Here is a 25,322-nt window from a genome sequence, read left to right on the forward strand (position 1 = left end):
CGATCAGAACGAGTAGGGGATGTAGCACGCGGCGGCGAGCACGATCGCGCCCCAGCCGAGCAGCGCCGGCTTGCGGTACCAGGCCTTGTCGGCCTCCTCCAGCTCCTCGTCGGGGCTCGGCGACTCGGTCCCGTACACCAGACCGGCCAGCTCCGCCTCGGGCTTCGGCGCGGTGAAGAGGGTGACGACGACCATGACGACGGCTCCGGCGACGAAGCCGACGATCGCGGAGACGAAGTTGGCGCCCTGGTCGGACGGGATGTCGATGACCCCGCCCTTGTAGATCCAGAAGTAGTTGACCATCGCGGCGGCGGTACCGGCCACCAGGCCCCAGACACCGGACTTCATGGAAGCGCGCTTCCAGAACATTCCGATAATAAATACGACAAACATGGGCACATTGAAGAACGAGAACAGCGTCTGCAAGTAGCTCATGATGTTCGAGAAGCTCGCGGCGATGAAGGCCGTGCCGATCGAGGCCAGCACGCCGATCGCCGTGATCAGCCGCCCGAACCTCAGGTAGTACGTGTCCGGCTTGTCCTTCACCACGTACCGCTGCCAGATGTCGGTCGTGAACACCGTGTTGAACGAGGACACGTTGGCCGCCATGCCCGCCATGAACGCGGCGAGCAGACCGGTCACGGCGATGCCGAGGACGCCGTTGGGCAGCAGCTCCTGCATCAGCAGGGGAATCGCGTCGTTGTAGGTCAGGTCGGAGCCCGGGGTGCCGATCTTGGGCACGATCACGGCGGCGACCAGGCCCGGGATCATCACCGCGAAGACGATGAAGATCTTCGGGAAGGCGGCGATCAGCGGGGTGCGCTTGGCGGCGGAGAGGTTCTTCGCGGACAGGGCGCGCTGCACCTCGGCGAAGTTCGTCGTCCAGTAGCCGAAGGACAGCACGAAGCCGAGGCCGAGGATGATCGTCAGCCAGTTGGCGCCCAGCGGGTTGGCGTCACCGATGCCGGTGCCGCCCCAGGCGGTCATGAAGTCCCCGCCGTGCTGCTTCGTCAGCGAGTCGCTCATGGCGTCCCAGCCGCCGACCCGCTTCAGGCCGAGGACGGTGAGGGGGATCAGCGCGGCGAGGATGACGAAGAACTGGAGCACCTCGTTGTAGATCGCCGAGGAGAGCCCGCCGATCGTGATGTAGACCAGCACGAACAGGCCCGCGACGACGATCGCGACCCACTGCGGCCAGCCGAGGAGCGCCTCCACGACGATCGACAGGGCGTAGAGGTTGACGCCCGCGATGAGGATCGCCGCGAAGGCGAAGAGTATGGAGCTCAGCAGGTGGGCGGATGTGTCGAACCGCTGGAGCAGGAACTCCGGTACGGAACGGACCTTGGAGCGGTAGTAGAACGGCATCATCACCAGGCCGAGGAAGACCATGGCGGGGATCGCGCCGATCCAGTACCAGTGCACCACCGCGACGCCGTACTGCGCGCCGGTGGCCGCCATACCGAGGATCTCGGTGGCGCCGAGGTTCGCCGCGACGAAGGCGAGCCCGGTCACCCAGGCGGGCAGGGACCGTCCGGAGAGGAAGAAGTCGAGGCTCGTCTTCACGCTCGCACGGGCCATGAAGCCGATGCCGAGTACGACGGCGAAGTAGATCGCCAGGATGGCGTAGTCGAGCCCGTTCGTGGGGAGCCGAAGCCCTTCGGCCAGTGTCTGCATGGGGGGTACTCGCTTCGTATCGCGAACTTAACCCGACGGAACTTACGCCGTCATGTTCGAGAAATGAACAGCCTCGTTGGGGTTCTTTGTTCGATCGTGATCGAGTGCGGGTGAATGTCCGGGTATGTAGCCCCCAGACTCCCGGGATCCCAGGCATTGACGGAGGTGTGCGCTTGTGATTTGTTATGTGCGATTATGTTGGAGGGATCGGGTGGAGGACCCTGGTGAAGAAGACGGTGACGACCCTCGCCGACGGGCGTGAGCTGATCTACTACGACGCCGCGGAGGACACCGTCCGCGACGCCGTCGACCGGCGCCCCCTGGACCCCGTCTCGACCTCGTCCGAGATCCGCCACGACCCGCTGCTCGGCGACGCGGTCGCCATCGCCTCGCACCGCCAGGCCCGCACCTATCACCCGCCGGCCGACGCCTGCCCGCTCTGCCCCACCCGGGACGGCCGGCACAGCGAGATCCCCGACGACCACTACGACGTCGCGGTCTTCGAGAACCGCTTCCCCTCGCTCGCCGGTGACTCCGGCCGCTGCGAGGTCGTCTGCTTCACCTCCGACCACGACGCGTCCTTCGCCGACCTCACCGAGGAACAGGCCGCGCTCGTCCTCGCCGCCTGGACCGACCGCACCGCCGCCCTCGCCGCCCTCGACCAGGTCACCCAGGTCTTCTGCTTCGAGAACCGGGGCGCCGAGATCGGCGTCACCCTCGGCCATCCGCACGGCCAGATCTACGGCTACCCCTTCGTCACCCCGCGCACCGAGCTGATGCTCCGCTCGGCCGCCCGCCACCGCGAGGAGACCGGGGGCAACCTCTTCGACGACGTGGTCGCCCGCGAGGAGAAGGACGGCTCACGCGTCGTCCTCGCCACCGACCACTGGATCGCCTTCGTCCCGTACGCGGCGCACTGGCCCTACGAGGTCCACCTCCACCCCCGCCGCCGCGTCCCCGACCTGCGGGGGCTGGACGAGGGCGCGCGGACAGAGTTCCCACAGGTCTATCTGGAACTCTTGAGGCGCTTCGACCGGATCTTCGGACCCGGCGAGCCGCCGACCCCGTACATCTCCGCCTGGCACCAGGCGCCGTTCGGGGTCGACGGCCGCGAGGACTTCGCCCTGCACCTGGAGCTTTTCACCATTCGCCGGACCTCCGGCAAGCTGAAGTTCCTCGCGGGGTCCGAGTCCGGCATGAGCGTGTTCATCAACGACGTGCCGCCGGAGGCCGCGGCCGAGCGACTGCGAGAGGTAGCGAGCGAATGAGCGAGCCGAAGAAGTACCTGGTCACCGGCGGCGCCGGATACGTCGGCAGCGTCGTCGCCCAGCATCTGCTGGAGGCCGGGCACACCGTGACCGTCCTCGACGACCTGTCCACCGGCTTCCGCGAGGGCGTCCCGGCCGGGGCCGCGTTCATCGAGGGCCGCATCCAGGACGCCGCCCGCCATCTGGACCCCTCCTACGACGGCGTCCTGCACTTCGCCGCCTTCTCCCAGGTCGGCGAGTCCGTCGTGAACCCCGAGAAGTACTGGGTCAACAACGTCGGCGGCACCACCGCCCTGCTCGCCGCCATGCGGGAACACGGCGTCCGCACCCTGGTCTTCTCCTCCACCGCCGCCACCTACGGCGAACCGGTCTCCAGCCCCATCACCGAGACCGACCCCACCGCCCCCACCAGCCCCTACGGCGCGTCCAAGCTCGCCGTCGACCACATGATCAGCGGCGAGGCCACCGCCCACGGACTGGCCGCCGTCTCGCTGCGCTACTTCAACGTGGCCGGGGCATACGGCAGGTGCGGCGAGCGCCACGACCCCGAGTCCCACCTCATCCCGCTCGTCCTCCAAGTCGCCCTCGGCAGGCGCGAGTCGATCAGCGTCTACGGCGACGACTACCCCACCCCCGACGGCACCTGCGTCCGCGACTACATCCACGTCGCCGACCTCGCCGAGGCCCATCTGCTGGCCCTCACCGCCGCCGCCCCGGGCGAGCACCTGATCTGCAACCTCGGCAACGGCAACGGCTTCTCGGTCCGCGAGGTCATCGAGACCGTCCGCAAGGTCACCGGCCACCCGGTCCCCGAGACCGCCGCCCCCCGCCGCGGCGGCGACCCGGCCGTCCTCGTCGCCTCCGCCGCCACCGCCATCGAGCGCCTCGGCTGGCAGCCGTCCCGCGCCGATCTGGCCGGAATCATCGCCGACGCCTGGCAGTTCGCCCGCCGAGAGGACACGACCGCCCCATGACCGGAACCACCGCGCTGCCGGAACCCGCCGCCACCTTCGCCGAGCTGTACGGAAGCGAGCCCGAGGGCATCTGGGCCGCGCCCGGACGAGTGAACCTGATCGGCGAGTACACCGACTTCAACGACGGCTTCGTCATGCCGCTCGCCCTCCCGCACACCGCCGTCGCCGCCGTCTCCCGCCGCGACGACGGCGTCCTGCGGCTGTACTCCACCGACGTCCCCGGCGGCGTCGTCTCGCTCCGCGTCGACGAACTCGCCCCGCACTCCGGCCACGGCTGGGCCGCCTACCCCGCCGGGGTCCTCTGGGCGCTGCGCGAAGCCGGGCACCCGGTCACCGGGGCGGACATCTCCCTGACCTCCACCGTGCCCACCGGCGCCGGGCTCTCCTCGTCCGCCGCCCTCGAAGTCGTCACCGCGCTCGCCCTGAACGACCTCTTCGCACTCGGCCTGAGCGCCGCCGAACTCGCCGTCGTCGGCCGCCGTGCCGAGAACGACTTCGTCGGCGTGCCCTGCGGGATCATGGACCAGATGGCCTCGGCCTGCTGCACCGAGGGCCACGCCCTCCACCTGGACACCCGCGACCTCTCGCTGCGCCAGGTCCCCTTCGACCTGGCCGCCCAGGGCCTGACGCTCCTGGTCGTCGACACCCGGGTCAAGCACGCGCTCGGCGACGGGGCGTACGCGGAGCGCCGGGCCGGCTGCGAGGAGGGCGCCCGGCTGCTCGGCATACCGATGCTGCGCGATCTGCCGTACGACAACCTCGCCTCGGCGCTCACCACGCTCGCCGACGCCGGGGCGGACGCGTCCGTCATCCGTTACGTACGCCATGTCGTCAGCGACAACCGCCGGGTCGAGCAGGTCATTTCCCTGCTCGACGCGGGCGACGTCCGCGCGGCGGGTCCCGTCCTGAACGAGGGCCATGTCTCGCTCCGCGACGATCTGCGGGTCTCCTGCCCCGAGTTGGACCTCGTGGTCGAGACGGCGAACGCGGCCGGGGCGCTGGGGGCGCGGATGACCGGGGGCGGCTTCGGCGGCTCGGCGGTCGTCCTGGTGGAGGAGGCGGCGGCCGGAACGGTGGCCAAGGCGGTCGGCGAGGCGTTCGCGGCGGCCGGACACGCGGCCCCGGGGATCTTCGACGCCGTCCCGTCCGCGGGGGCGCGTCGGCTGCGCTGAGAGGGGGCGTCGGGGGCCTTGAATCCGTCTCCGGGTCCCCGCGCTCACAACTCCTTGACCAGGATGAACTCCGTGACGCCGGGCGGGTAGTCGGCGACCCGGCCGATCTCCTCGTACCCCTGTCCCCGGTAGAAGCCAGGGGCCTGGAAGTCCCAGGTCTCCAGCCGCGAGCGGGTGCAGGCGCGCTCGGTGCGGGCGGTCCGTTCGGCCTCGGCGAGCAGGCGCGCGCCGAGGCCGAGGCCCCGGTGCGGGGCGTCGACCCAGAGCAGATCGACGTGCAGCCAGTACGCCCAGGTCCGCCCGGTCAGCCCGCCCGCCAGGGCCCCGTGCTCGTCCAACGCCCAGACCTCCAGCGGGACTTCCTGCTCAGCGGAGGTGGAGAGCAGTGCACGCAGGCCAGCCGATGCGGCGACGTTGTCCTCGTGCAGACGCCCGCTCAGCAGAATGCGACGTTCTTTGTCTACTTCTGTCTCAAGACGGAACATGAAGCACACCCTAAGACCCACCGGCAAGGGGCGGTCCGCACACCGGAGGTGACCAGTTCACCGATTCGCCTTCCCGCCGGGGCCCCCACCCGTACGCTGATGCTCAGCACCGGTGGGGGCCGGTGTCGATTCAGGGGAGCGAGAAAGCCGGGTACGGCGTCCGGGGCAGGGTGGCAGGCGGTTCGACGACGGCGGTCGTCGGGCGCGGCAGGCCGCAGTACAGCCCCGGGCGCCGTACCCGCAGCTTTCCGCCCCCACCGATGGGGGTTCTGTGGCGCGTATCCGGGTTCTCGTGGTGGACGACCACCGCATCTTCGCCGAGTCGCTCGCGGCCGCCCTCGCGGCCGAACCGGACGTCGACGTCTCCGCGGCGGGCAGCGGCCCGGCCGCGCTGCGCGCCCTGGAGCGCGCGGCCGCCGAGGGGCGCGGTTACGACGTGCTCCTGGTCGACGCCGAGCTGGGCGCCCGGACGGGCGGCGGCGAGCTTCCCGCCGTCCCCGCGCCCCGGCCGGAGGAGACGGCCGCCGTCGACGGCATCGCGCTGGTCGCCGGGGTCCGCGCGGCCCGGCCGGGCGTGCGGTCGGTGGTGCTCGCCGAGAAGGACGACCCGCGCGCCGCCGCCCGGGCGCTCCAGGCGGGGGCCTCGGGCTGGGTGGCCAAGGACTGCTCGCTGCAACGGCTGCTGTCGGTGATCCGGGGTGTGCTGCGCGACGAGACGCATCTGCCGCCCGCCCTGCTCACCGGCGTGCTGCGGGAGCTGACGGCCGCCCGTAAGCACCGCACCGACAGTGAGCGGCTGGTGGAGTCGCTGACGCCCCGGGAGCGCGAGGTGCTGCGCTGCATGGTGGCGGGCCTGGGCCGCAAGGCGGTCGCGGAGCGGCTGTTCCTGTCCCCGCACACGGTGCGCACCCATATGCAGAACGTGCTGGGCAAGCTCGGGGTGCACTCGACGCTGGCCGCGGTGGCGCTGGCGCGCCGGGCGGGGGTCGGTCCCGTGGGCCCGGAAACGGATGCGTCAGGTCGGGATGTTGTCGAACGGGGCGGTCAACTGGCGCAGTAGCCCGGCCAGTTCACCGCGCTGGGCGCGGGACAGCTCGCCGAGGATGGCGCGTTCCTGGTCGAGCAGCCCGGCCAGCGACTGGTCGGCCTTGTCGCGCCCCTCGGCCGTGAGCCGGACGAGGACGCCGCGCCGGTCGTTCGGGTCGGGCAGCCGCTCGACCAGGTTCTTCTTGGTGAGCCGGTCGATGCGGTTGGTCATCGTGCCCGAGGTGACCAGGGTCTGGGTGAGGAGTTGCCCGGGGGAGAGCTGGTACGGGGCGCCGGCCCGGCGCAGCGACGTGAGCACGTCGAACTCCCACGGCTCCAGATGGTGCTCGGCGAAGGCTATGCGGCGGGCCCGGTCGAGGTGGCGTGCCAGGCGGGAGACGCGACTGAGCACCTCGAGTGGTTCCACGTCGAGGTCGGGGCGCTCGCGGCGCCATGCAGCGACCAGTCGGTCGACCTCGTCCTCCATGTCGATCAGTGTAGAGGGTCCCTCGACATGAAGTCTCTTGAATTCAAGTGTCTTGACATCAAGATAGTTGCGGCGGGATCCTGTTTCCATGACCTCACGCGACCAGCCTGCCTGGGATCCGCAGCAGTACCTGCGTCACGCGGACCACCGGACCCGCCCCTTCCACGACCTGCTGGCCCGCATCGGCGACGACCTCCCCGGCCGGCCGGCGCCCCGGATCGCCGACCTCGGCTGCGGCGCGGGCAACGTCACCGCCCTCCTCGCCGACCGCTGGCCGGACGCCCGGATCACCGGCTACGACACCTCGCGCGACATGCTCGCCGAGGCCGCCGCCCACGCCCGGCCGCCGCTGCTCGACTTCGCCGAGGCCGACGCGGCGACCTGGGAGCCCACTGAGACGTACGGCCTGATCGTCTCCACCTCCGCACTCCAGTGGATCCCCGGCCACGCCGATCACTTCCCCCGCTGGCTCGACGCCCTGGCCCCCGGCGGCACCCTCGCCTTCCAGGTCCCCGGCAACTTCACCGCCCCCAGCCACACGCTCCTGGCCGCCCTCCGCGAGTCCGACCGCTGGCGCCCCCTGCTCCACGGCGTCGGCGACCGCACCGCCTCCGTCCTGGACCCCGTCGACTACCTCACCCGCCTCCGCGACCTCGGCTGCACGGCCGACGTCTGGGAGACCACCTACCTCCAGACCCTGCACGGCGACGACGCGGTCCTCGACTGGGTCAAGGGCACCGCCCTGCGCCCCGTCCTCACCGCGCTGGCCGACGAGCCCGAGGCCCGCGACGCGTTCCTCGCCGCATACCGCGACCTGCTCCGCGAGGCCTACCCGCCGGGCCCGTACGGCACGGTCTTCCCGTTCCGCCGCATCTTCGCCGTAGCCCGCAAGGAGAAGTGATGACCGCCTCTGCCCCTGTCGGCCTCGCCGCCGTCGACCACGTCCAGCTGGCCGCCCCGCCCGGCACCGAGGACGCCCTGCGCGCCTTCTACGCCGACGCCCTGGGCATGACCGAGATCCCGAAACCCCCGGTGCTCGCCGCCCGCGGTGGCTGCTGGTTCGCCGCCGGACCGGTCCAGCTCCACCTGGGCATCGAGGAGGACTTCCGCCCCGCGAAGAAGGCCCACCCGGGCCTGCGCGTGACGGGGATCGTGGAGTACGCGGCCCGCCTGGAGTCCCACGGCGTCCCCGTCACCTGGGACGACAACCTCCCCGGCCACCGCCGCTTCTACGCCCACGACCCGGCCGGCAACCGGCTGGAGTTCCTGGAGCCGGACGCGTAACAGGCGGGCTCCTCAGCTCTTCCGGTGCCCTATCAGCCGCGGCTTCGACTCCAGGTTCTCCAGCCCGTGCCAGCACAGGTTCACCAGGTGGGCGGCCACCTCGGCCTTCTTGGGCTTGCGGACGTCCAGCCACCACTGGCCCGTCAGCGCCACCATCCCCACCAGCGCCTGCGCGTACAGCGGGGCCAGCTTCGGGTCGAAGCCGCGGGCCTTGAACTCCAGGCCCAGGATGTCCTCCACCTGCGTGGCGATGTCGCTGATCAGCGACGCGAACGTGCCCGTCGACTGCGCCACCGGCGAATCCCGCACCAGGATCCGGAAACCGTCCGTGTACGACTCGATGTAGTCCAGCAGCGCGAACGCCGCCTGCTCCAGCAGTTCGCGCGGATGGCCCGCCGTGAGCGCCCCCGTCACCATGTCCAGCAGCTGGCGCATCTCGCGGTCGACCACCACCGCGTACAGGCCCTCCTTGCCGCCGAAGTGCTCGTACACCACCGGCTTGGACACCCCGGCGCGCGCCGCGATCTCCTCCACCGACGTGCCCTCGAAGCCCTTGTCGGCGAACAGGGCGCGCCCGATGTCCAGCAGCTGTTCGCGGCGCTCCTTCCCCGTCATCCGGACCCGCCGGGCCCGTCGGGAGGAGGAGGCCCTGCTCTTGTCGCTGCTCGTGCTGGAGTCGGTCGCCACGTCGTCAATCATGCCGCGTCGGCGGGGGCGGCCGTGCGCCGGGAGTCGATCCGCGCGGCATCCGGCCACCGCACGTCATAGGCCCAGCCCAGCTTCTCGAACCAGCGGATCAGCCGGGCGCTGGAGTCGATCTGCCCCCGCATCACCCCGTGCCGGGCGCTCGTCGGGTCCGCGTGGTGCAGGTTGTGCCAGGACTCGCCGCACGACAGCACCGCCAGCCACCACACGTTCCCCGACCGGTCACGTGACTTGAAGGGGCGCTTGCCCACCGCGTGGCAGATCGAGTTGATCGACCAGGTCACGTGGTGCAGCAGCGCCACCCGTACCAGCGAACCCCAGAAGAACGCCGTCGCCGCACCCCACCACGACATCGTCACCAGACCGCCCACCAGCGGCGGGATCGCCAGCGAGACGATCGTGAAGGTCAGGAAGTGGCGCGAGACCGCCCGGATCGCCGGGTCCTTGATCAGATCGGGGGCGTACTTCTGCTGCGGCGTCTGCTCCTCGTCGAACATCCACGCGATGTGCGCCCACCACAGCCCCTTCATCAGGGCCGGCAGGCTCTCCCCGAACCGCCACGGCGAATGCGGGTCGCCCTCGGCGTCCGAGAACCGGTGGTGCTTGCGGTGATCGGCCACCCACCGCACCAGCGGCCCCTCCACCGCCAGCGAGCCCATCACGGCCAGCGCGATCCGCAACGGCCGCTTCGCCTTGAACGAACCGTGCGTGAAGTACCGGTGGAAACCGATCGTGATCCCGTGGCAGCCGATGAAGTACATCGCCACCAGCAGACCGATGTCGAGCCAGCTCACCCCCCACCCCCAGGCCAGCGGCACCGCCGCGACCAGCGCGATGAACGGCACCACGATGAACGCCAGCAGTGCGAACTGCTCGATCGACCGCTTGCTGTCGCCGCCCAGCGTGCCGGAGGGCTGCGCCGCCGCGGCCCCGGGCGGCTCGGTCTCGTCGATCACAGGAGGAGTGCTCGGCATAGGGGGATACCTCTGAGGGTGAGGGAGAAGGCTCGGACGGCCGTGGCTACGGTTCCGTAACCTACGGCTTGGTAAGTATGGCAGTGACGGGCCCCACAACACGAGAGGCCGCTCCAACCCGTCCCACGCGGTAGCCCGCCCGCCCCCGGGGTAGGGGGTAACCGCCCGGGTGTCCCGGGCGGCCGCCGCGACCCCTCGGGGCAACGGACGCGCCGCCTGCGACGACACCTATCCTGGGAGGGTCGGACAGCGCGGTCCGCACCCGCTCGTCGGGGCGTGGCGACAGCACCGCTGCCAGCCGCAGGGCCCCGGACCCCGCCACCCGCTCCCACCGCCATCCAGGTGGGGGACGGCGAAGCGAACGCACCTCCTCATTCACTGCAAGGAGCCGCACACTGTGAGCAGTGCCGACCAGACCCCTGCCGCCAGCCCCGCGCTGCGCGCCGACATCCGCCGCCTCGGCGACCTCCTCGGCGAGACCCTCGTACGCCAGGAGGGCCAGGAACTCCTCGACCTCGTCGAACGAGTACGCGCCCTGACCCGCACCGACGGCGAGGCCGCCGCCGAGCTCCTCGGCGAGACGGAGCTGGAGACCGCCGCCCAGCTCGTGCGCGCCTTCTCCACCTACTTCCACCTCGCCAACGTCACCGAGCAGGTCCACCGCGCCCACGAGATGCGCGACCGCCGCTCGGCCGAGGGCGGCCTCCTGGCCCGCACCGCCGACCGCCTCAAGGACGCCGACCCCGAGCACCTGCGCGAGACGGTCAAGAACCTCAACGTGCGGCCCGTCTTCACCGCCCACCCCACCGAGGCTGCCCGCCGCTCCGTCCTCAACAAGCTGCGCCGCATCGCCGAGCTGCTGGAGACCCCGGTCATCGAGGCCGACCGCCGCCGCCTCGACCTGCGCCTCGCCGAGAACATCGACCTCATCTGGCAGACCGACGAACTCCGCGTCGTCCGCCCGGAGCCCGCCGACGAGGCCCGCAACGCCATCTACTACCTGGACGAGCTGCACGCCAACGCGGTGGGCGACGTCCTGGAGGACCTCGCCGCCGAGCTGGACCGCGTCGGCGTCGAACTCCCCGCCGGTACCCGCCCGCTCACCTTCGGCACCTGGATCGGCGGCGACCGCGACGGCAACCCCAACGTGACGCCCGCCGTCACCTGGGACGTCCTGATCCTCCAGCACGAGCACGGCATCACCGACGCCCTGGAGATGATCGACTACCTCCGCGGCCTCCTCTCCAACTCCATCCGTTACGCCGGAGCCACCGAGGAACTCCTCACCTCCCTCCAGGCCGACCTGGAACGCCTCCCCGGCATCAGCCCCCGCTACAAGCGGCTGAACGCCGAGGAGCCCTACCGCCTCAAGGCCACCTGCATCCGGCAGAAGCTCGTCAACACCCGCGAGCGCCTCGCCGAGGGCACCCCCCACCGCCCCGGCTGCGACTACCTCGGCACCGCCGAGCTCATCGCCGACCTGGAGCTCATCCAGACCTCCCTGCGCGAGCACCGCGGCGGCCTCTTCGCCGACGGCCGGATGGACCGCACCATCCGCACCCTGGCCGCCTTCGGCCTCCAGCTCGCCACCATGGACGTACGCGAACACGCCGACGCCCACCACCACACCCTCGGCCAGCTCTTCGACCGGCTCGGCGAGGAGTCCTGGCGCTACGCCGACATGCCGCGCGACTACCGGCAGAAGCTGCTCGCCAAGGAGCTGCGCTCCCGCCGGCCGCTGGCCCCCACGCCCGCCCCGCTCGACGCGGCCGGCGAGAAGACCCTCGGCGTCTTCCACACCATCAAGCAGGCCTTCGAGCGCTTCGGCCCCGAAGTCATCGAGTCCTACATCATCTCCATGTGCCAGGGCGCCGACGACGTCTTCGCCGCCGCCGTCCTCGCCCGCGAGGCCGGACTCATCGACCTCCACGCCGGCTGGGCCAAGATCGGCATCGTGCCGCTCCTGGAGACCACCGACGAGCTGAAGGCCGCCGACCAGATCCTCGACGAGATGCTGGCCGACCCCTCCTACCGGCGCCTCGTCTCCCTGCGCGGCGACGTCCAGGAGGTCATGCTCGGCTACAGCGACTCCTCCAAGTTCGGCGGCATCACCACCTCCCAGTGGGAGATCCACCGCGCCCAGCGCCGGCTGCGCGACGTCGCCCACCGCTACGGCGTACGGCTGCGCCTCTTCCACGGCCGCGGCGGCACCGTCGGCCGCGGCGGCGGCCCCTCCCACGACGCGATCCTCGCCCAGCCGTGGGGAACGCTGGAGGGCGAGATCAAGGTGACCGAGCAGGGCGAGGTCATCTCCGACAAGTACCTCATCCCCGCGCTCGCCCGCGAGAACCTGGAACTGACCGTCGCGGCCACCCTCCAGGCCTCCGCCCTGCACACCGCGCCCCGCCAGTCCGACGAGGCCCTGGCCCGCTGGGACGCGGCCATGGACACCGTCTCCGACGCCGCCCACAGCGCCTACCGCAAGCTCGTCGAGGACCCGGACCTGCCCGCGTACTTCCTCGCCTCCACCCCGGTGGACCAGCTCGCCGACCTGCACCTGGGCTCGCGGCCCTCCCGCCGCCCCGGCTCGGGCGTCTCGCTGGACGGCCTGCGGGCCATCCCGTGGGTCTTCGGCTGGACCCAGTCGCGGCAGATCGTGCCCGGCTGGTTCGGCGTCGGCTCCGGCCTCAAGGCCCTGCGCGAAGCCGGTCTCGACACCGTCCTCGACGAGATGCACGAGCACTGGCACTTCTTCCGCAACTTCATCTCCAACGTCGAGATGACGCTCGCCAAGACCGACCTGCGCATCGCCCGCCACTACGTCGACACGCTCGTCCCCGACGAGCTGAAGCACGTCTTCGACGGCATCGAGGCCGAACACGCCCTCACCGTGCAGGAGGTCCTGCGGATCACCGGCGGCGAGAAGCTGCTCGACACCAACCCGGTGCTCCAGCAGACCTTCTCCATCCGCGACGCCTACCTGGACCCGATCTCCTACCTCCAGGTCTCCCTGCTCGCCCGCCAGCGCCAGGCCGCCGAACGCGGCGAGGAGCCCGACCCGCTGCTCTCCCGCGCCCTGCTGCTCACCGTCAACGGCGTCGCGGCAGGTCTGCGCAACACCGGCTGACCGTACGGAACACCCCGGGGCGGTCCTGCTACAGCGCGACGAACGTCGCCACCAGCAGGGCCGCCCCCGCCGTTCCCACACCCCACGCCGTCCGCGCCATCCGCAGCCCGCCGCCGATCACGAACGCGGCCAGCACCAGCGCCCCGGCGAGCGGCACCCAGGCATGCAGAAAGCCCGGCAACCCCGTGCGGACCACCGCATCGGAACCGGGCTTCACCACCACGGGGAAACGATCCCCCTCACGCGCCGCCACGGACCGGTCCACGGTCACCCGCGGGCGCTCCCGCGACACCGAGTCCGGCACGAACGACCCGGTGCACTTCTCCTCGCCGCACTCCGCGACCGTCACGGTCCCGTGGTCACGGCCCTTGGGCAGAAGGATGTGGTGCGCGGTGTCCCACGACGACCACGCACCCGCGACCAGCAGCACCAGGACGACCAGCCCCATGGCCACCCGCCGCCCCGCTACCGCCGCCCGGTGGGAAGAGCTCCGCTTCATGGGGGCAGATCCTTGGCCAGACCCGCACCCCCGGTCAACCTATGGCCGAAAAACGCCCCAGCAGGGAAGGGAATGTCAGGAGTTGTACGCGGCGGGGGACGGCGACCCGTGGCTCAGGAGTTGTAAGCGGCGGGGGAGAGCGACGGACCGGGCACGGCCTCAGGGAGTCGTACGCGGCACGGGAGGCCGCCCGTGGCTCAGGAGTTGTACGCGCTCTGCGCCCGCTCCAGGCCCTCCGCCAGCAGGCACTCCACCGCGTCCGCCGACCGGTCCACCAGGAACTCCAGCTCCTTGCGCTCCGTCGACGAGAAGTCCTTCAGCACGAAGTCCGCGACCTGCATCCGCCCCGGCGGCCGCCCGATCCCGAACCGCACCCGGTGATAGTCCGGACCCATCGCCTTCGTCATCGACTTCAGCCCGTTGTGCCCGTTGTCCCCGCCGCCCAGTTTCAGCCGCAGCGACCCGTAGTCGACATCCAGCTCGTCATGGACCGCCACGACATGGTCCGTCGGCACCTTGTAGAAGTCCCGCAGCGCCGTCACCGGCCCGCCCGACAGATTCATGTACGACATCGGCTTCACCAGGATCACCCGCCGGCTCGCCGGACCGGGCGGACCGATCCGCCCCTCCACGACCTGCGCCTGTGCCTTCTGCGCCCGCTTGAACTTCCCGCCGATCCGGGCCGCCAGCAGATCGGCGACCATGAACCCGACGTTGTGCCGGTTCGCCGCGTAGTCGGGACCCGGGTTGCCCAGGCCCACGATGAGCCAGGGGTCGGTGGCGTCGGACATCAGTGCTCGGTCTCCTCACATAGGGCTTACGGCACAGGACATACGGCTTGAGGCACAGGCGAACGGGGCGGCGGCTCCCGGAAGGGAACCACCACCCCGTCAGTCAAGCAGGTGGAACGGTGAGGGGAGAGGCTCAGGCCTCGGCGCCCTCGGCCTCGCCCTCGGCGGCCTCGTCGGCCGGCTCCTCGGCCTGCGCGGCGACGACCTGGATCACGATGGCGTCCTCGTCACCGGCCAGCGTGGCGCCCTTGGGCAGCGAGATGTCCTTGGCGACGATCGAGGCACCGGCGTCCAGGCCCGCGACGGAGACCGTGACGGACTCGGGGATGTGGGTGGCCTCGGCCTCGACCAGCAGCGTGTTCTGGACGAACTCCAGCAGGTTGGCGCCCGGGGCCAGGTCGCCCTCGGCGTGCACCGCGATCTCGACCTGGACCTTCTCGCCGCGCTTCACGGTGAGCAGGTCGACGTGCTCGATGGTGCCCTTGAGGGGGTGACGCTGGACGGCCTTCGGGATGACCAGCGCGTCCTTGCCGTCGATCTCCAGACCGATCAGCACGTTGGCCGTACGCAGCGCGAGCAGCAGCTCGTGGCCGGGCAGGGTGATGTGGACGGGCTCGGCGCCGTGGCCGTAGACGACACCGGGAACACGGTCGGCACGGCGGACGCGGCGGGCGGCGCCCTTGCCGAACTCGGTACGGACCTCGGTGGCGAGCTTGATCTCGGCCATGGTGCACTCCTCGTCAGGTGGGTGAGCCGTCGGATGACGGAACTCGGACGGTCACCCGGCCCACGACAGGCCTGCTACGAAGAGCGCGTCGATAACGGACCGCCGTACACACGGGTACGGCCTCCCTCGCCGAGCAACTCGCTGAGTCTACCCGGCGGGGAGGCCGCATCCCAAAGTGGATCACCCGAGGGTGATCGTCACTGCTGTCAGCCCTGCTCCTCGAAGAGGCTCGTCACCGAACCGTCCTCGAACACCTCGCGCACCGCGCGCGCGATCGTCGGCGCGATCGAGAGCACCGTGATCTTGTCGAGCTCCAGCTCGCCCGGGGTCGGCAGCGTGTCCGTGAAGACGAACTCGCTCACCTTCGAGTTCTTCAGCCGGTCGGCCGCCGGACCCGACAGCACGCCGTGCGTCGCCGTCACGATGACGTCCTCGGCGCCGTGCGCGAACAGGGCGTCCGCGGCGGCGCAGATCGTGCCACCGGTGTCGATCATGTCGTCGACGAGCACACAGACCCGGCCCTCGACGTTGCCGACGACCTCGTGGACGGAGACCTGGTTCGGTACGTCCTTGTCGCGGCGCTTGTGGACGATCGCCAGGGGCGCGTCCAGCCGGTCGCACCAGCGGTCGGCGACCCGGACGCGGCCCGCGTCGGGGGAGACGATCGTCAGCTTGGAGCGGTCGACCTTCGCGCCCACGTAGTCCGCCAGGATCGGCAGCGCGAACAGGTGGTCCACCGGGCCGTCGAAGAAGCCCTGGATCTGGTCGGTGTGCAGATCGACGGTGAGGATCCGGTCCGCACCCGCCGTCTTCATCAGGTCCGCCACCAGGCGGGCCGAGATCGGCTCGCGGCCCTTGTGCTTCTTGTCCTGGCGGGCGTACCCGTAGAACGGCACGATCACCGTGATGGAGCGGGCCGACGCGCGCTTCAGCGCGTCCAGCATGATCAGCTGCTCCATGATCCACTTGTTGATCGGGGCCGTGTGGCTCTGGATCAGGAAGCAGTCCGCGCCACGTGCCGACTCCTGGAACCGCACGTAGATCTCACCGTTGGCGAAATCGAAGGCCTTCGTCGGCACGAGACCGACTCCCAGCTGATGGGCGACCTCCTCGGCCAGCTCGGGGTGGGCGCGGCCGGAGAAGAGCATCAGTTTCTTCTCGCCGGTCGTCTTGATCCCGGTCACAGCACAGTCTCCTCAGACGTGTATCTGGCGCTGCACGCATAGGTCCCGATGTGCAACGAGCCAGCCGAAATGGGGTGAGCATCTATCACGGTACGCCGTCACCGGCGTACCTGTTTCCGGTCAGCTTTGCCCGTCGGGCTCCTGCGACGACGCCTGAGCGGCCTGCGCGGCGGCGCTGCCCGGACGCTTCCGGGCCACCCAACCCTCGATATTCCGCTGCTGGCCCCGCGCGACGGCCAGCGAACCGGAGGGGACGTCCTTCGTGATGACCGACCCGGCGGCGGTGTAGACGCCGTCCCCGACCGTGACCGGTGCCACAAACATATTGTCCGATCCGGTACGGCAGTGGGAGCCGATCGTCGTGTGGTGCTTGGCCACACCGTCGTAGTTCACGAAGACGCTGGCCGCACCGATGTTGGTGTGGTCGCCGATGGTCGCGTCGCCGACATAACTCAGGTGCGGGACCTTGGTCCCTTCCCCGATCGTGGCGTTCTTCATCTCCACGTACGTACCGGCCTTGGCCTTCGTCCCCAGCCGGGTCCCCGGCCGCAGGTAGGCGTACGGCCCGACGGAGGCCCCGGGGCCGACCTCGGCGGAGAGCGTCACGGAGTTGTCGACGCGAGCACCGGTGCCGACGAGGGTGTCCTGGATCCGCGAGTTGGGCCCGACCTCGGAGTCCTCCCCGAGATGCGTGGAGCCGAGCAGCTGGGTCCCGGGGTGCACGATCACATCGCGCTCGTACGTCACGGTCGCGTCGATCAGCGTGGACGCCGGGTCGACGACGGTCACACCCGCGAGCATGGCCCGCTCCAGCAGCCGCTCGTTGAGCAGCCGACGCGCCTCGGCGAGCTGGAGCCGGTTGTTGATGCCGAGGATCTCGCGGTGGTCGCCGGCCACGGAGGCCCCGACCCGGTGCCCCGCCTCACGCAGGATCGACAGCACATCGGTGAGGTACTCCTCGCCCTGGCTGTTGTCGGTACGCACCTTGCCCAGCGCGTCGCCCAGCAGCCGCCCGTCGAACGCGAACACCCCGGAGTTGATCTCGCGGATCGCCCGCTGCTCGTCGGTGGCGTCCTTGTGCTCGACGATCTCGGTGACCGCGCCGGTGGCGGGGTCGCGCACGATGCGTCCGTAGCCGGTGGAGTCCGGGACCTCGGCGGTCAGGACGGTCACCGCGTTGGCGTCGGCGGCGTGGGTGGCGGCGAGCGCGCCGAGCGTCTCGCCGGAGAGCAGCGGGGTGTCGCCGCACACGACGATCACGGTCCCGTCGACGGCCCCGCCGAGCTCTTCGAGCCCCATGCGGACGGCGTGCCCGGTGCCGTTCTGCTCGGCCTGGAACGCGGTGCGCACGGGGGCGTCGCCGGCGTTCAGGTGGGCGGTGACCTGCTCGCTGGCATGACCGACGACCACGACGAGGTGCTGGGGGTCCAGCTCACGGGCGGCGGCGACGACATGTCCGACGAGCGAGCGCCCGGAGATCTCGTGCAGAACCTTGGGGGTCTTCGACTTCATACGGGTGCCCTCACCCGCTGCGAGGACGACGACGGCTGCCGGGCTGGTTGCGCTCACGGATGTGCCCTTCGGCTTCGGGTGGTGGTCATCCGCAGGATACCGGGGGCGTTTCCGCTGGAAACGGGGGCGGGCCCCGACCGGTGTGGTCGGGGCCCGCGTGTCGAAGCTCCCCCATCAGGATTCGAACCTGAACAGACGGTACCAAAAACCGCAGTGCTGCCTGATTACACCATGGGGGATCAATTCCGATCGAACCGGACATTGGGTCGGTTCGCCGGATCGGCACCCAACACTATGCCGTACCAAGCGCCTTCCACGCGACGACAGAAGGGAGACGGAAAAGGGGAGACGGAGCCCGGCGCTCCCGTCCGGCCGCGGAACGTGCTGTCGCCGGTCACCCGAGCATGCTGTCGCCGGTCACCCCGAACGTGCTGTTGCCGGTCGCCCGAAATTGGGATGCGTCCGCCCGTAGGCTGGATGCCATGACCGCAACGGGGGCAGACCGGGAGGCGGCGGGATCGACCACCCGCGGCTACTGGTGGTGGGAGCGGCGACGGAGTGTCGCCCTGGACGTGGGACTGGCGCTGGTGTCGGCGCTGGAGTGTGGACTGGAAGGGGTGGAGTTCGCCCGGAACACCGGGATCCCGGTGCCGGTGGGTGTGGTGTTCGGGCTTCTCGCGGGTTCGGTGCTGCTGGTGCGCCGACGGTGGCCGATCGTCGTGGTGCTGCTGACGATCGCGATGACGCCCGCCGAGATGGGCTTCCTGATGGCCCTGGTCGGCCTGTACACGCTGGCCGCGTCCGAGGTGCCGCGCCGGATCACCGTCGTGCTGGCGAGCATGGCGCTGGTGGGTACGTTCATCATCACGTACGTACGGCTGCGGCAGAGCGTGGCCGAGCAGACCGACTTCGGGCCGGGGGACTGGTACGTCCCGCTGATGTCCGTCTTCATGGCGGTGGGGCTCACGGCCCCGTCCGTCCTCCTCGGCCTCTACATAGGGGCCAGACGCCGTCTGATGGAGAGCCTGCGGGAGCGGGCCGATTCGCTGGAGCGGGAGCTGTCGCTGCTCGCGGACCGGGCGGAGGAGCGGGCGGAGTGGGCGCGTACGGAGGAGCGGACCCGGATCGCCCGGGAGATGCACGACGTGGTCGCGCACCGGGTGAGCCTCATGGTGGTGCACGCCGCCGCGCTCCAGGCCGTCGCCCCGAAGGACCCGGCGAAGGCCGTGCGCAACGCGGCGCTGGTCGGTGACATGGGCCGGCAGGCGCTGACGGAGCTGCGCGAGATGCTGGGGGTGCTGCGTACGGGGGAGGCGCTGACGGCGCCGGCCGCGGCGGGCGGGGTTCCGCTGGCGTCGGTACGGCAGGCGGCCGCGGTGGCCGCCGCCTCCGCCGCGACGGAGGACGGGCCCCGGCTGCACGAGCTGGAGGCGCTGGTGGCGCAGTCGCGGCAGGCGGGGATGGTGGTGGAGCTGTCGGTCCACGGCGAGCTGCGGCCGTATCCGCCGGAGGTGGAGCAGACGGCGTACCGGGTGGTCCAGGAGGCGCTGACGAACGTGCACAAGCATGCGGCGGGCGCGAAGACGTGGGTACGGCTCGCGCATCGGGAGGCCGAGGTCGCGATGCAGGTGGAGAACGGGCCCTCGGACGCGGCGGCGGCGGATGCGGGGCTGCCGAGCGGGGGGAACGGGCTGGTGGGGATGCGGGAGCGGGTGCTGGGCCTGGGAGGCGTATTCGTCTCGGGCCCCACGGAGGCGGGCGGCTTCCGCGTCTCGGCGGTGCTTCCGGTGGGCGTTTCAAGCCCGTCCGGCGATTGAGGGTCGGCCTTTTCAGCCCGTCCGGCGATTGAGGACGGAACCCTGGCTGTGGGGACCGGTGACCCCTCCGTGTCCGGGGAAGTGATGGTGCCGGGTTCGTCCCGAGCAACGGTTCCGTCCTCAAACGCCGGACGGGCTGGATGCGTGGCTCAGGCCGAAGTCAGGCGGGGCGGTTGCGTGCCTGTTACCAGCGTGGCCAGCGCCTCGTCGATGTCCTGGCCCAGGAACCAGTCCCCGGTGTGATCGATGCTGTACACCCGCCCCTCCGTATCGATCGCCAGCACCGCCTGCTCCTCCCCCTCCGCCCCCAGCGGACTGACCTCCGTCTCCAGGGCCCGGCCGAGGTCGCCCAGCGTCCGGGCCAGGTGCAGCCCGCTCAGCGGGTCGATCCGTACCGCCGTCGGCGCGATCTGCCGACCCGGCGCGGACGCCTTGATGTGAAGGCCGCCGAACTCGGCCCACGCCTCGACCGCGGCCGGGAACACCGCGTGCCGGTGGCCGGCCGGGGAGGCGTGGGAGCGCAGGGCGTCGGCCCACTCCTCCGCCTGGCGGATGTCCCAGCGCCCGGGCTGCCAGCCCGCCTCGCGCAGGGCGGCGTCGACGGCGACGGAGAAACGGGTCGTGGAGGTGTGCTGCTGGCGGTCGTGCATCGGTGGGCGGTCAGCCCTTCTCGGCGGTGGTCGCGGCGCCGGTGGAGGTCAGATCGACGGGGCGTACGCCGAAGTGGGACAGGAGAGCGGAACAGGACCGGCAGGGCGGCGCGTAACTGCCGTGCAGCGGGTCACCGTCCTCGCGGATGCGCCGAGCGGTGATCCGCGCGTGCTTGAGCGCGCGCCGCGCCTCCCCGTTGGTCAGGGGTTTTCGCTGCGCCCGTTTGGAGCGCCCGGTCTCGGCGGCGGTGAGCTGACGGGAGAGCAGTATCGCTTCGGGGCAGCGCCCGGTGAAGCGTTCGCGCTGCCCGCTGGTGAGGGTGTCGAGGAAGTCCTGGACGAGCGGGTGCAGCACCGGCGGCTGGTCCCCCTTGCCCGCGGTGCAGGTCAGCGTCTCGCCGCGGACGGACAGCGCGGCGGCCACGGCGGGGAGGATCCCGTCGCGGCGATGGATCAGTCGGGGCGTACGGCTGGTCCCGGTACTGCTCCAGCTGAGGCGTGGATCCCCTGATGTGACGGTTTGTGCTGAATGCATCGTGCTGACGTCCCTCCCTGCAATCCCCCGAGTTGCGGGGACAGCCTGCCAAATGTGCCGGGTGGTGGGGAAGCTGGGTCGGGGAAACGTGTCTGCGTGTCGCCCGAAGGTGCGGGACCGTCGCCTCACCGTCACACGGATGTGACCGTTCGTGACGGAACCGGCGGGACGGGACCCCCTGTTGCCCCACCGCTTAGGCTGTGCGGAACACCGGACGCAGCAGGGGGCATCAGCCATGACGACAGGTCGGCTCGGGCAGCAAGCCGCGCCACCGAACGCCGCCTATGCCGGGCAGGTCGTGAATTTCCCGGATCCGGTCCGGGCGTCCCGGCACCCCGGAGGGGTGCGGATGGACGGCAGCGGCCACCCGGTCCTTACGCCGTACGCGCGCGCCGCGGCCGAGATCGCCGACCCGCCTCCGGGCTTCGGTATCGACGAGCTGCGCCTGACCGATTACGTGTCGGCGAACGCGGCGATGGCGGCGAGCGGGCACGACCTGTGGGACACGATTCCCGCGGTGGCGACCCCGCACGGCTGGACCTGGCACCACGTGCCCGGCGGCCGGCGGATGGAGCTGGTGCCGGTCGAGGTGAAGGCGCTGCTGCGTCACCACGGTGGCCTCGCGGGTACGGACGTCGACCAGAACCGGCGCGGCACGCGCCCGTTGCAGGAGACCCGCCCGGCGCACTTCCGCCTCCCGAAGGGCGCGGGCGCGGTGACCGAGCAGCAGGTTCAGGGCGTCGAGGAGGACCTCGGCTACCGGCTGCCCGGCGCGTACCGCTCCTTCCTCAAGGCGGCGGGCGGTGCCGCCCCCGTGGGCGCGGCGCTCGACGCCGAACTGGGGCTGCTGGTGGACCAGCCGTTCTTCACGGTGCGTGACGAAGCCGCGATGAACGACCTCGTGTACGTGAACAAGTGTCTGCGGGATCACTTCACCAAGGACTTCCTGGGCGTCGCGTTCGTCCAGGGCGGGATTCTCGCCGTGAAGGTGCGCGGCCAGGATGTCGGTTCGGTGTGGTTCTGCCCGTACGACGATGCCCGGGACCAGGACGGCTGGAGCGTCCAGGAGCGTGTGGAGCGGCTGCTGCTGCCCTGCGGTACGGACTTCGACGCCTTCCTCGAGCGGCTGGCGGGCAATCCGCCGGAGCTGGAGACCGTGGCGAACCTGATGGTGGACGGCGGCTTCGCGCGCGCCGTCCCGGTGGAGGGGTGAGCGCGGTGGTGACTTTCGCGCAGGCACAGGAGCGGGCGGACGAGTGGGTCAACGGTGACGTACCCGCGTACCAGCACCGTGAGGTGCGCGTCCGTGAGTTCGACCTCGGTTTCGTGGTGTGGGCCGAGGACCGGGCGGAGGCTCCTGTCTCCGACGGGGGCCGCCAGCGGCTGGTGATCGCCCGGGACAGCGGTGAGGCGACGCTGTGGCCGGGGCTGCCGGTGGGTGAGGTCATCCGGCGGTACGAGGAGGAGTACGGGGCTCCGGCGGGTGCGCCGGCCGCCGCTCCGGAGCCGCCGCAGCGGGTGGACCTGAACCAGACGTCGTTCCTGCTGACGCCGCCGGAGTGGCTCCAGGAGGCGGCGGACAAGCTGGGGATCCCGGACCACCGGGCGGAACGCCGGGACGCGGAGCCGGCCGAGCCGTCGCCGCCGGCGTCTGCGCAGGCCTCGCCCTCCTCGTCGCAGGCCGCGCCCCCGGCCCCGTCGTCCGCGTCGCACGCCTCGGCCCCCGCGTCGGCGTTCCCGCCCCCGTCGCAGGGCACGCCCCCGGCCCAGGCACCATCTGCGCCCCCGGCCCCGCCGGTATCCGCGTCGGGCCAGACCCCCGTCCCCGGGCCGACGCCGCCCTCTCCTCCTTCCGCCGGAGGCTCCGCCCCGGCGTGGCCCGCCGCCGACGGTGGCGCGGCCTACGAGCCCACGGCTTCCGACGGTGTGCCCGCCGGGGCGACCCCGTGGGCCGGTACGGACACCAACTCCGACTCCGACGACGCGGCGGTCCCGCTGCCCGCGACCGTGTTCGCGCCGCCGCTGTCGGGGACGGACGACGAGGAGACCCCGCCGCCGGTCGTTCCGGCGGAGGCGCCCACCGCGCTGATGTCGGGCGGCAGTCAGCTGCCGCGTACGCAGGTGGCGCCCGCGCTCCGGCCGGAGCAGGGTGCGTCGGACGGGGCCGGTGACATCGCCGACGCCGCCACCAGCAAGGCCGTGGTGCCGCCGCGCGGAACGCGTGGGGGCGGTCCGTCGACCCCGCCGCCGCCCGGTGCGCCCGGGGTTCCCGGCATGCCTCCCGGCGCGACGCCGCCGCCTTCGGGTCCGGGTGCGCCCGGAGCCCCCGCGGGCGGGTACGTACCGACGCAGCTGGTCTCCCAGCTCGGCCCGCCCGGTGCGCCGCAGGGTTCCACCCCGCCGCCCGGACCTCCCGCTCCGCCCGGCCCGCCCGCGGCCCCCGGTTCCACGCCGCCTCCCGGTGGCGGGGTGCACCATGCCGCGACGATGCTCGCCGACGGGAGCAGCATCGGCGCGGGCGTCCCGGGTGCCCCCAGGCCGCCGGGCCCGCCCGGTGCCCCGGGTGCCCCGCAGCCTCCCGGCCCGCCCGGTGCCCCCGGTGCTCCGCAGCCCCCCGGGCCCCCCGGCCCGCCGCCGGGTGCCACGCCGCCTCCGGGTGCCGGGGTGCACCACGCCGAGACGATGTTCGCGGCTCCGGGCCAGGTCGGCCCGCCCGGTCCGCCCGGAGTACCGGGCGGTTCGCTGGGCGGAGCCCCCGGTTCCGTACCGCAGCCGCCGGGTCCGCCCGGCCCGCCCGGTCCGCCGCCCGGTGGGCACACCCCGCCGCCCGCGGCGTACGGCTATCCGCAGCAGCCCACCGGTCAGCCGACCGTGGGCCCCGGCTACCAGGCCGTGCTGCGGTTCCGGGCCCCGGACGGCAGTGAGCAGCAGCTGATCCGCCGCTCGGCGCCGGGCACCCCGCACCCCGAGTGGCAGATGCTGCACGAGCTGCGGGCGATGAACGTACCGCCGCAGCAGGTCATCGAGCTCCACACGGAGCTGGAGTCCTGTGAGCTGCCGGGCGGGTACTGCGCGCGGATGATCCGGGAGACCTGGCCGCAGGTCCGGATCACCAGCGTCGCCCCGTACGGCACGGATCACGCCAGCCGCCAGCAGGGCATGCAGCATCTGCTGACGCACCAGGGCGAGCTGCACCAGGTCGCCGACGGCCCGGCGCGGCCCGCGCCGGTGCGGGCGCCGCTGCCGCAGATGCCGCCCGCGCCCGCGCTGCCGCCGGAGGCGATCGCCGAGGAGCTGGCACAGGCGTTCGGTCCGCAGGGCATCCTCCGGTTCGACCAGCGGGCGGTGTCCCGTCAGGGGGTGCCCGAGGTCGTCGCGCGCACCCTGGTGTGGGCGGGGCTGCCCGCCGATTTCGGGCCGTTCTTCTGGGCGCAGCCGGGGCAGCCGGTGGTGCCGACGCTGGCCGAGCTGGCCGCGCAGCGGCAGGTGCAGCCGGCGTCGGACGCGGGGTCGTACCTGGTGATGGGTACGGACTTCGGCCGGGCGATCTGTGTGCAGTACGGGACGGCGAACATCGTGGCCGTCCCGGTGGAGGCGGGTCCCGGTGGGCAGCCGGTGCCGCCGCAGTTCGTGAACACCGGGCTGCCCGAGTTCGTGCGGTCGATGGCGCTGCTGGGCCGGATGTGGCGGCTGCGGTACGGGCTGAACCCGGAGCAGGCGGGCCGTTGGACCGTCGACTTCCAGGCACAGCTGGTGGCCCTGGACCCGGCGGCGCTGGCGTCGCCGGAGAGCTGGTGGTCGGTGCTGCTGGAGCAGATGTGGGACGGCTTGATCTGATCTGACCCGGTCTGCCGGCCCGATCCGGCGGCCCGGCCTTCTGGTCCGGCCGAGGCGCCCGAACCCTTCCCGGGTTCGGGCGCCTCGCTGTGTGCCGGTTCGCCCGGATCTGTGATGCCGGTCGCTTCCGGCCTGAATGCCGCTGATCGATTCCGACTTCCGGCACCAATTGCCGCATCCTTGACGTATCGCGGTGGATCGGTGGGTCGGAGAGAGGTTTCAGGGATGCGTGCTGGACCGGTGTCCGCGTTCGACGTCGTCGGTGTCCGAGGGAAGGGGTACCGCCCGGACCAGGTGGACCGCATGGTGGCCGCCCTGACGGCCGAGCGGGACGGGGCGCTCGCCGAGATCGCACGGCTGGACCGCCGGGTGGAGGAGCTGCGCGCCGAGGCGGCCCGGCTGGCGGAGACCGTCGCGACGCTGCCCGTGCAGGACTACGCCGAGCTGGGGGAGCGGGCGCAGCGGATCCTGGCCCTGGCCGAGAGCGAGGCGCAGGCGCTGGAGGCCGAGGCCGTGGCGGCGGGCCGGGCCCTGCGGGACGAGGCGGAGGCGGCGGGCCGGGCGGCCGGGGACGCGGCGCGCGAGGCGGCCGAG

At 71.7% G+C, this 25,322-nt stretch carries 22 protein-coding genes, 1 tRNA gene and 1 pseudogene; 11 read left to right on the plus strand and 13 right to left on the minus strand.

Translation table 11 applies throughout. The features are described 5' to 3' along the window. Positions 1-3: 3 nt before the first annotated feature. The gene (locus A3Q37_RS24495) at positions 4-1,674 is read right to left on the minus strand and encodes a sodium:solute symporter family protein (RefSeq protein ID WP_065487789.1); all 1,671 of its coding nucleotides are present in this window, start codon (positions 1,672-1,674) and stop codon (positions 4-6) included. Positions 1,675-1,898: 224 nt separating this feature from the next. On the opposite strand from A3Q37_RS24495, the gene galT reads away from it, so the two are divergent. Genes galT through galK form a run of 3 tightly spaced genes read left to right on the plus strand, consistent with a single transcriptional unit; the run spans position 1,899 to position 5,088 of the window. Further along, positions 1,899-2,942 (plus strand): galactose-1-phosphate uridylyltransferase, encoded by a 1,044-nt coding sequence (gene galT, locus A3Q37_RS24500; RefSeq protein ID WP_065487790.1) that lies wholly within the window; start codon positions 1,899-1,901, stop codon positions 2,940-2,942. After that, positions 2,939-3,916, plus strand: a complete 978-nt coding sequence (gene galE / locus A3Q37_RS24505; RefSeq protein WP_065487791.1) for a UDP-glucose 4-epimerase GalE — start codon at positions 2,939-2,941, stop codon at positions 3,914-3,916. Before galT ends, galE begins: the two co-directional genes overlap by 4 nt. After that, positions 3,913-5,088 carry a galactokinase gene (gene galK / locus A3Q37_RS24510; RefSeq protein ID WP_065487792.1) on the plus strand — a complete coding sequence of 392 codons (1,176 nt, stop codon included), beginning with the start codon at positions 3,913-3,915 and terminating at the stop codon, positions 5,086-5,088. The genes galE and galK overlap by 4 nt, the downstream gene beginning before the upstream one ends. Before the next feature lie 44 nt (positions 5,089-5,132). Here the strand turns inward: galK and A3Q37_RS24515 are convergent, their stop codons facing one another. Continuing rightward, entirely contained in the window at positions 5,133-5,573 is a 441-nt protein-coding gene (locus tag A3Q37_RS24515) for an N-acetyltransferase (protein ID WP_065487793.1), read from the minus strand. Positions 5,574-5,844: 271 nt separating this feature from the next. Between A3Q37_RS24515 and A3Q37_RS24520 the strand changes: the two genes are divergently transcribed. Then, on the plus strand, positions 5,845-6,633 hold the full coding sequence (locus tag A3Q37_RS24520) for a response regulator transcription factor (RefSeq protein ID WP_065487794.1): 789 nt from the start codon (positions 5,845-5,847) through the stop codon (positions 6,631-6,633). On the opposite strand, the gene A3Q37_RS24525 is transcribed toward A3Q37_RS24520, so the two are convergent. Beyond that, positions 6,589-7,086, minus strand: coding sequence for a MarR family winged helix-turn-helix transcriptional regulator (locus A3Q37_RS24525; RefSeq protein WP_065487795.1), 498 nt, complete (start codon positions 7,084-7,086; stop codon positions 6,589-6,591). The two genes, A3Q37_RS24520 and A3Q37_RS24525, sit on opposite strands and share 45 nt — an antisense overlap. A gap of 88 nt (positions 7,087-7,174) precedes the next feature. Here A3Q37_RS24525 and A3Q37_RS24530 point away from each other — a divergent pair, with 88 nt between their 5' ends. Then, positions 7,175-7,987, plus strand: a complete 813-nt coding sequence (locus A3Q37_RS24530) for a trans-aconitate 2-methyltransferase (protein WP_065487796.1) — start codon at positions 7,175-7,177, stop codon at positions 7,985-7,987. Further along, complete coding sequence (locus tag A3Q37_RS24535) at positions 7,987-8,370, plus strand: VOC family protein (RefSeq protein WP_065487797.1); 384 nt, start codon at positions 7,987-7,989, stop codon at positions 8,368-8,370. Before A3Q37_RS24530 ends, A3Q37_RS24535 begins: the two co-directional genes overlap by 1 nt. 12 nt (positions 8,371-8,382) lie before the next feature. Here A3Q37_RS24535 and A3Q37_RS24540 read toward each other — a convergent pair whose 3' ends face one another. Together A3Q37_RS24540 and A3Q37_RS24545 are read right to left on the minus strand one after the other, a co-directional pair. Continuing rightward, complete coding sequence (locus A3Q37_RS24540) at positions 8,383-9,069, minus strand: TetR/AcrR family transcriptional regulator (RefSeq protein ID WP_065487798.1); 687 nt, start codon at positions 9,067-9,069, stop codon at positions 8,383-8,385. Continuing rightward, positions 9,066-10,049: a fatty acid desaturase gene (locus A3Q37_RS24545; RefSeq protein WP_065487799.1), complete on the minus strand. Its 984-nt coding sequence runs from the start codon at positions 10,047-10,049 to the stop codon at positions 9,066-9,068. Before A3Q37_RS24545 ends, A3Q37_RS24540 begins: the two co-directional genes overlap by 4 nt. Before the next feature lie 397 nt (positions 10,050-10,446). On the opposite strand from A3Q37_RS24545, the gene ppc reads away from it, so the two are divergent. Further along, positions 10,447-13,176: a phosphoenolpyruvate carboxylase gene (gene ppc, locus A3Q37_RS24550; RefSeq protein WP_065487800.1), complete on the plus strand. Its 2,730-nt coding sequence runs from the start codon at positions 10,447-10,449 to the stop codon at positions 13,174-13,176. Between the two features lie 28 nt (positions 13,177-13,204). Here ppc and A3Q37_RS24555 read toward each other — a convergent pair whose 3' ends face one another. The 6 genes from A3Q37_RS24555 to A3Q37_RS24580 form a co-directional block, all read right to left on the minus strand. After that, positions 13,205-13,675 carry a hypothetical protein gene (locus A3Q37_RS24555; protein WP_065487801.1) on the minus strand — a complete coding sequence of 157 codons (471 nt, stop codon included), beginning with the start codon at positions 13,673-13,675 and terminating at the stop codon, positions 13,205-13,207. 197 nt (positions 13,676-13,872) lie between these two features. Next, on the minus strand, positions 13,873-14,466 hold the full coding sequence (pth, locus tag A3Q37_RS24560) for an aminoacyl-tRNA hydrolase (protein WP_065487802.1): 594 nt from the start codon (positions 14,464-14,466) through the stop codon (positions 13,873-13,875). Positions 14,467-14,599: 133 nt separating this feature from the next. Further along, the gene (locus A3Q37_RS24565; RefSeq protein ID WP_065487803.1) at positions 14,600-15,193 is read right to left on the minus strand and encodes a 50S ribosomal protein L25/general stress protein Ctc; all 594 of its coding nucleotides are present in this window, start codon (positions 15,191-15,193) and stop codon (positions 14,600-14,602) included. Positions 15,194-15,399: 206 nt separating this feature from the next. Continuing rightward, positions 15,400-16,377 (minus strand): ribose-phosphate diphosphokinase, encoded by a 978-nt coding sequence (locus A3Q37_RS24570; RefSeq protein WP_006125162.1) that lies wholly within the window; start codon positions 16,375-16,377, stop codon positions 15,400-15,402. Positions 16,378-16,497: 120 nt separating this feature from the next. Then, positions 16,498-17,946, minus strand: coding sequence for a bifunctional UDP-N-acetylglucosamine diphosphorylase/glucosamine-1-phosphate N-acetyltransferase GlmU (gene glmU, locus A3Q37_RS24575; protein WP_079137963.1), 1,449 nt, complete (start codon positions 17,944-17,946; stop codon positions 16,498-16,500). A gap of 109 nt (positions 17,947-18,055) precedes the next feature. After that, positions 18,056-18,128, minus strand: a tRNA-Gln gene (locus tag A3Q37_RS24580). Positions 18,129-18,371: 243 nt separating this feature from the next. Between A3Q37_RS24580 and A3Q37_RS24585 the strand changes: the two genes are divergently transcribed. After that, a complete protein-coding gene (locus tag A3Q37_RS24585) occupies positions 18,372-19,706 on the plus strand; it encodes a sensor histidine kinase (RefSeq protein ID WP_065487805.1) in 1,335 nt (444 codons plus the stop codon). Between the two features lie 149 nt (positions 19,707-19,855). On the opposite strand, the gene A3Q37_RS24590 is transcribed toward A3Q37_RS24585, so the two are convergent. Then, complete coding sequence (locus A3Q37_RS24590) at positions 19,856-20,356, minus strand: SUKH-3 domain-containing protein (protein WP_065487806.1); 501 nt, start codon at positions 20,354-20,356, stop codon at positions 19,856-19,858. A gap of 10 nt (positions 20,357-20,366) precedes the next feature. Beyond that, positions 20,367-20,891, minus strand: coding sequence for a YwqJ-related putative deaminase (locus A3Q37_RS24595; RefSeq protein WP_065487807.1), 525 nt, complete (start codon positions 20,889-20,891; stop codon positions 20,367-20,369). Between the two features lie 235 nt (positions 20,892-21,126). On the opposite strand from A3Q37_RS24595, the gene A3Q37_RS24600 reads away from it, so the two are divergent. From A3Q37_RS24600 to A3Q37_RS24610, 3 genes and pseudogenes are all read left to right on the plus strand, one after another. Then, a complete protein-coding gene (locus A3Q37_RS24600; RefSeq protein ID WP_079137964.1) occupies positions 21,127-22,104 on the plus strand; it encodes an SMI1/KNR4 family protein in 978 nt (325 codons plus the stop codon). Next, a complete protein-coding gene (locus A3Q37_RS24605) occupies positions 22,101-24,728 on the plus strand; it encodes an SUKH-4 family immunity protein (protein ID WP_065487809.1) in 2,628 nt (875 codons plus the stop codon). The genes A3Q37_RS24600 and A3Q37_RS24605 overlap by 4 nt, the downstream gene beginning before the upstream one ends. A 225-nt stretch (positions 24,729-24,953) precedes the next feature. Beyond that, positions 24,954-25,322, plus strand: a pseudogene (locus A3Q37_RS24610) (cellulose-binding protein); the annotation flags it as partial.

It is taken from the genome of Streptomyces sp. PTY087I2 (assembly GCF_001687325.1).
In the GTDB taxonomy this organism is placed as follows: Bacteria; Actinomycetota; Actinomycetes; order Streptomycetales; family Streptomycetaceae; genus Streptomyces.

Bases quoted from the DNA above. Each gene is read 5' to 3' on its own strand.
- A3Q37_RS24495 (WP_065487789.1), bottom strand. From the start codon at position 1,674: ATGCAGACACTGGCCGAAGGGCTTCGGCTCCCCACGAACGGGCTCGAC.
- galE (WP_065487791.1), top strand. From the start codon at position 2,939: ATGAGCGAGCCGAAGAAGTACCTGGTCACCGGCGGCGCCGGATACGTC.
- galK (WP_065487792.1), top strand. From the start codon at position 3,913: ATGACCGGAACCACCGCGCTGCCGGAACCCGCCGCCACCTTCGCCGAG.
- A3Q37_RS24515 (WP_065487793.1), bottom strand. From the start codon at position 5,573: ATGTTCCGTCTTGAGACAGAAGTAGACAAAGAACGTCGCATTCTGCTG.
- A3Q37_RS24525 (WP_065487795.1), bottom strand. From the start codon at position 7,086: ATGGAGGACGAGGTCGACCGACTGGTCGCTGCATGGCGCCGCGAGCGC.
- A3Q37_RS24530 (WP_065487796.1), top strand. From the start codon at position 7,175: ATGACCTCACGCGACCAGCCTGCCTGGGATCCGCAGCAGTACCTGCGT.
- A3Q37_RS24535 (WP_065487797.1), top strand. From the start codon at position 7,987: ATGACCGCCTCTGCCCCTGTCGGCCTCGCCGCCGTCGACCACGTCCAG.
- A3Q37_RS24540 (WP_065487798.1), bottom strand. From the start codon at position 9,069: ATGATTGACGACGTGGCGACCGACTCCAGCACGAGCAGCGACAAGAGC.
- A3Q37_RS24545 (WP_065487799.1), bottom strand. From the start codon at position 10,049: ATGCCGAGCACTCCTCCTGTGATCGACGAGACCGAGCCGCCCGGGGCC.
- A3Q37_RS24555 (WP_065487801.1), bottom strand. From the start codon at position 13,675: ATGAAGCGGAGCTCTTCCCACCGGGCGGCGGTAGCGGGGCGGCGGGTG.
- pth (WP_065487802.1), bottom strand. From the start codon at position 14,466: ATGTCCGACGCCACCGACCCCTGGCTCATCGTGGGCCTGGGCAACCCG.
- A3Q37_RS24565 (WP_065487803.1), bottom strand. From the start codon at position 15,193: ATGGCCGAGATCAAGCTCGCCACCGAGGTCCGTACCGAGTTCGGCAAG.
- A3Q37_RS24585 (WP_065487805.1), top strand. From the start codon at position 18,372: ATGACCGCAACGGGGGCAGACCGGGAGGCGGCGGGATCGACCACCCGC.
- A3Q37_RS24590 (WP_065487806.1), bottom strand. From the start codon at position 20,356: ATGCACGACCGCCAGCAGCACACCTCCACGACCCGTTTCTCCGTCGCC.
- A3Q37_RS24595 (WP_065487807.1), bottom strand. From the start codon at position 20,891: ATGCATTCAGCACAAACCGTCACATCAGGGGATCCACGCCTCAGCTGG.
- A3Q37_RS24600 (WP_079137964.1), top strand. From the start codon at position 21,127: ATGACGACAGGTCGGCTCGGGCAGCAAGCCGCGCCACCGAACGCCGCC.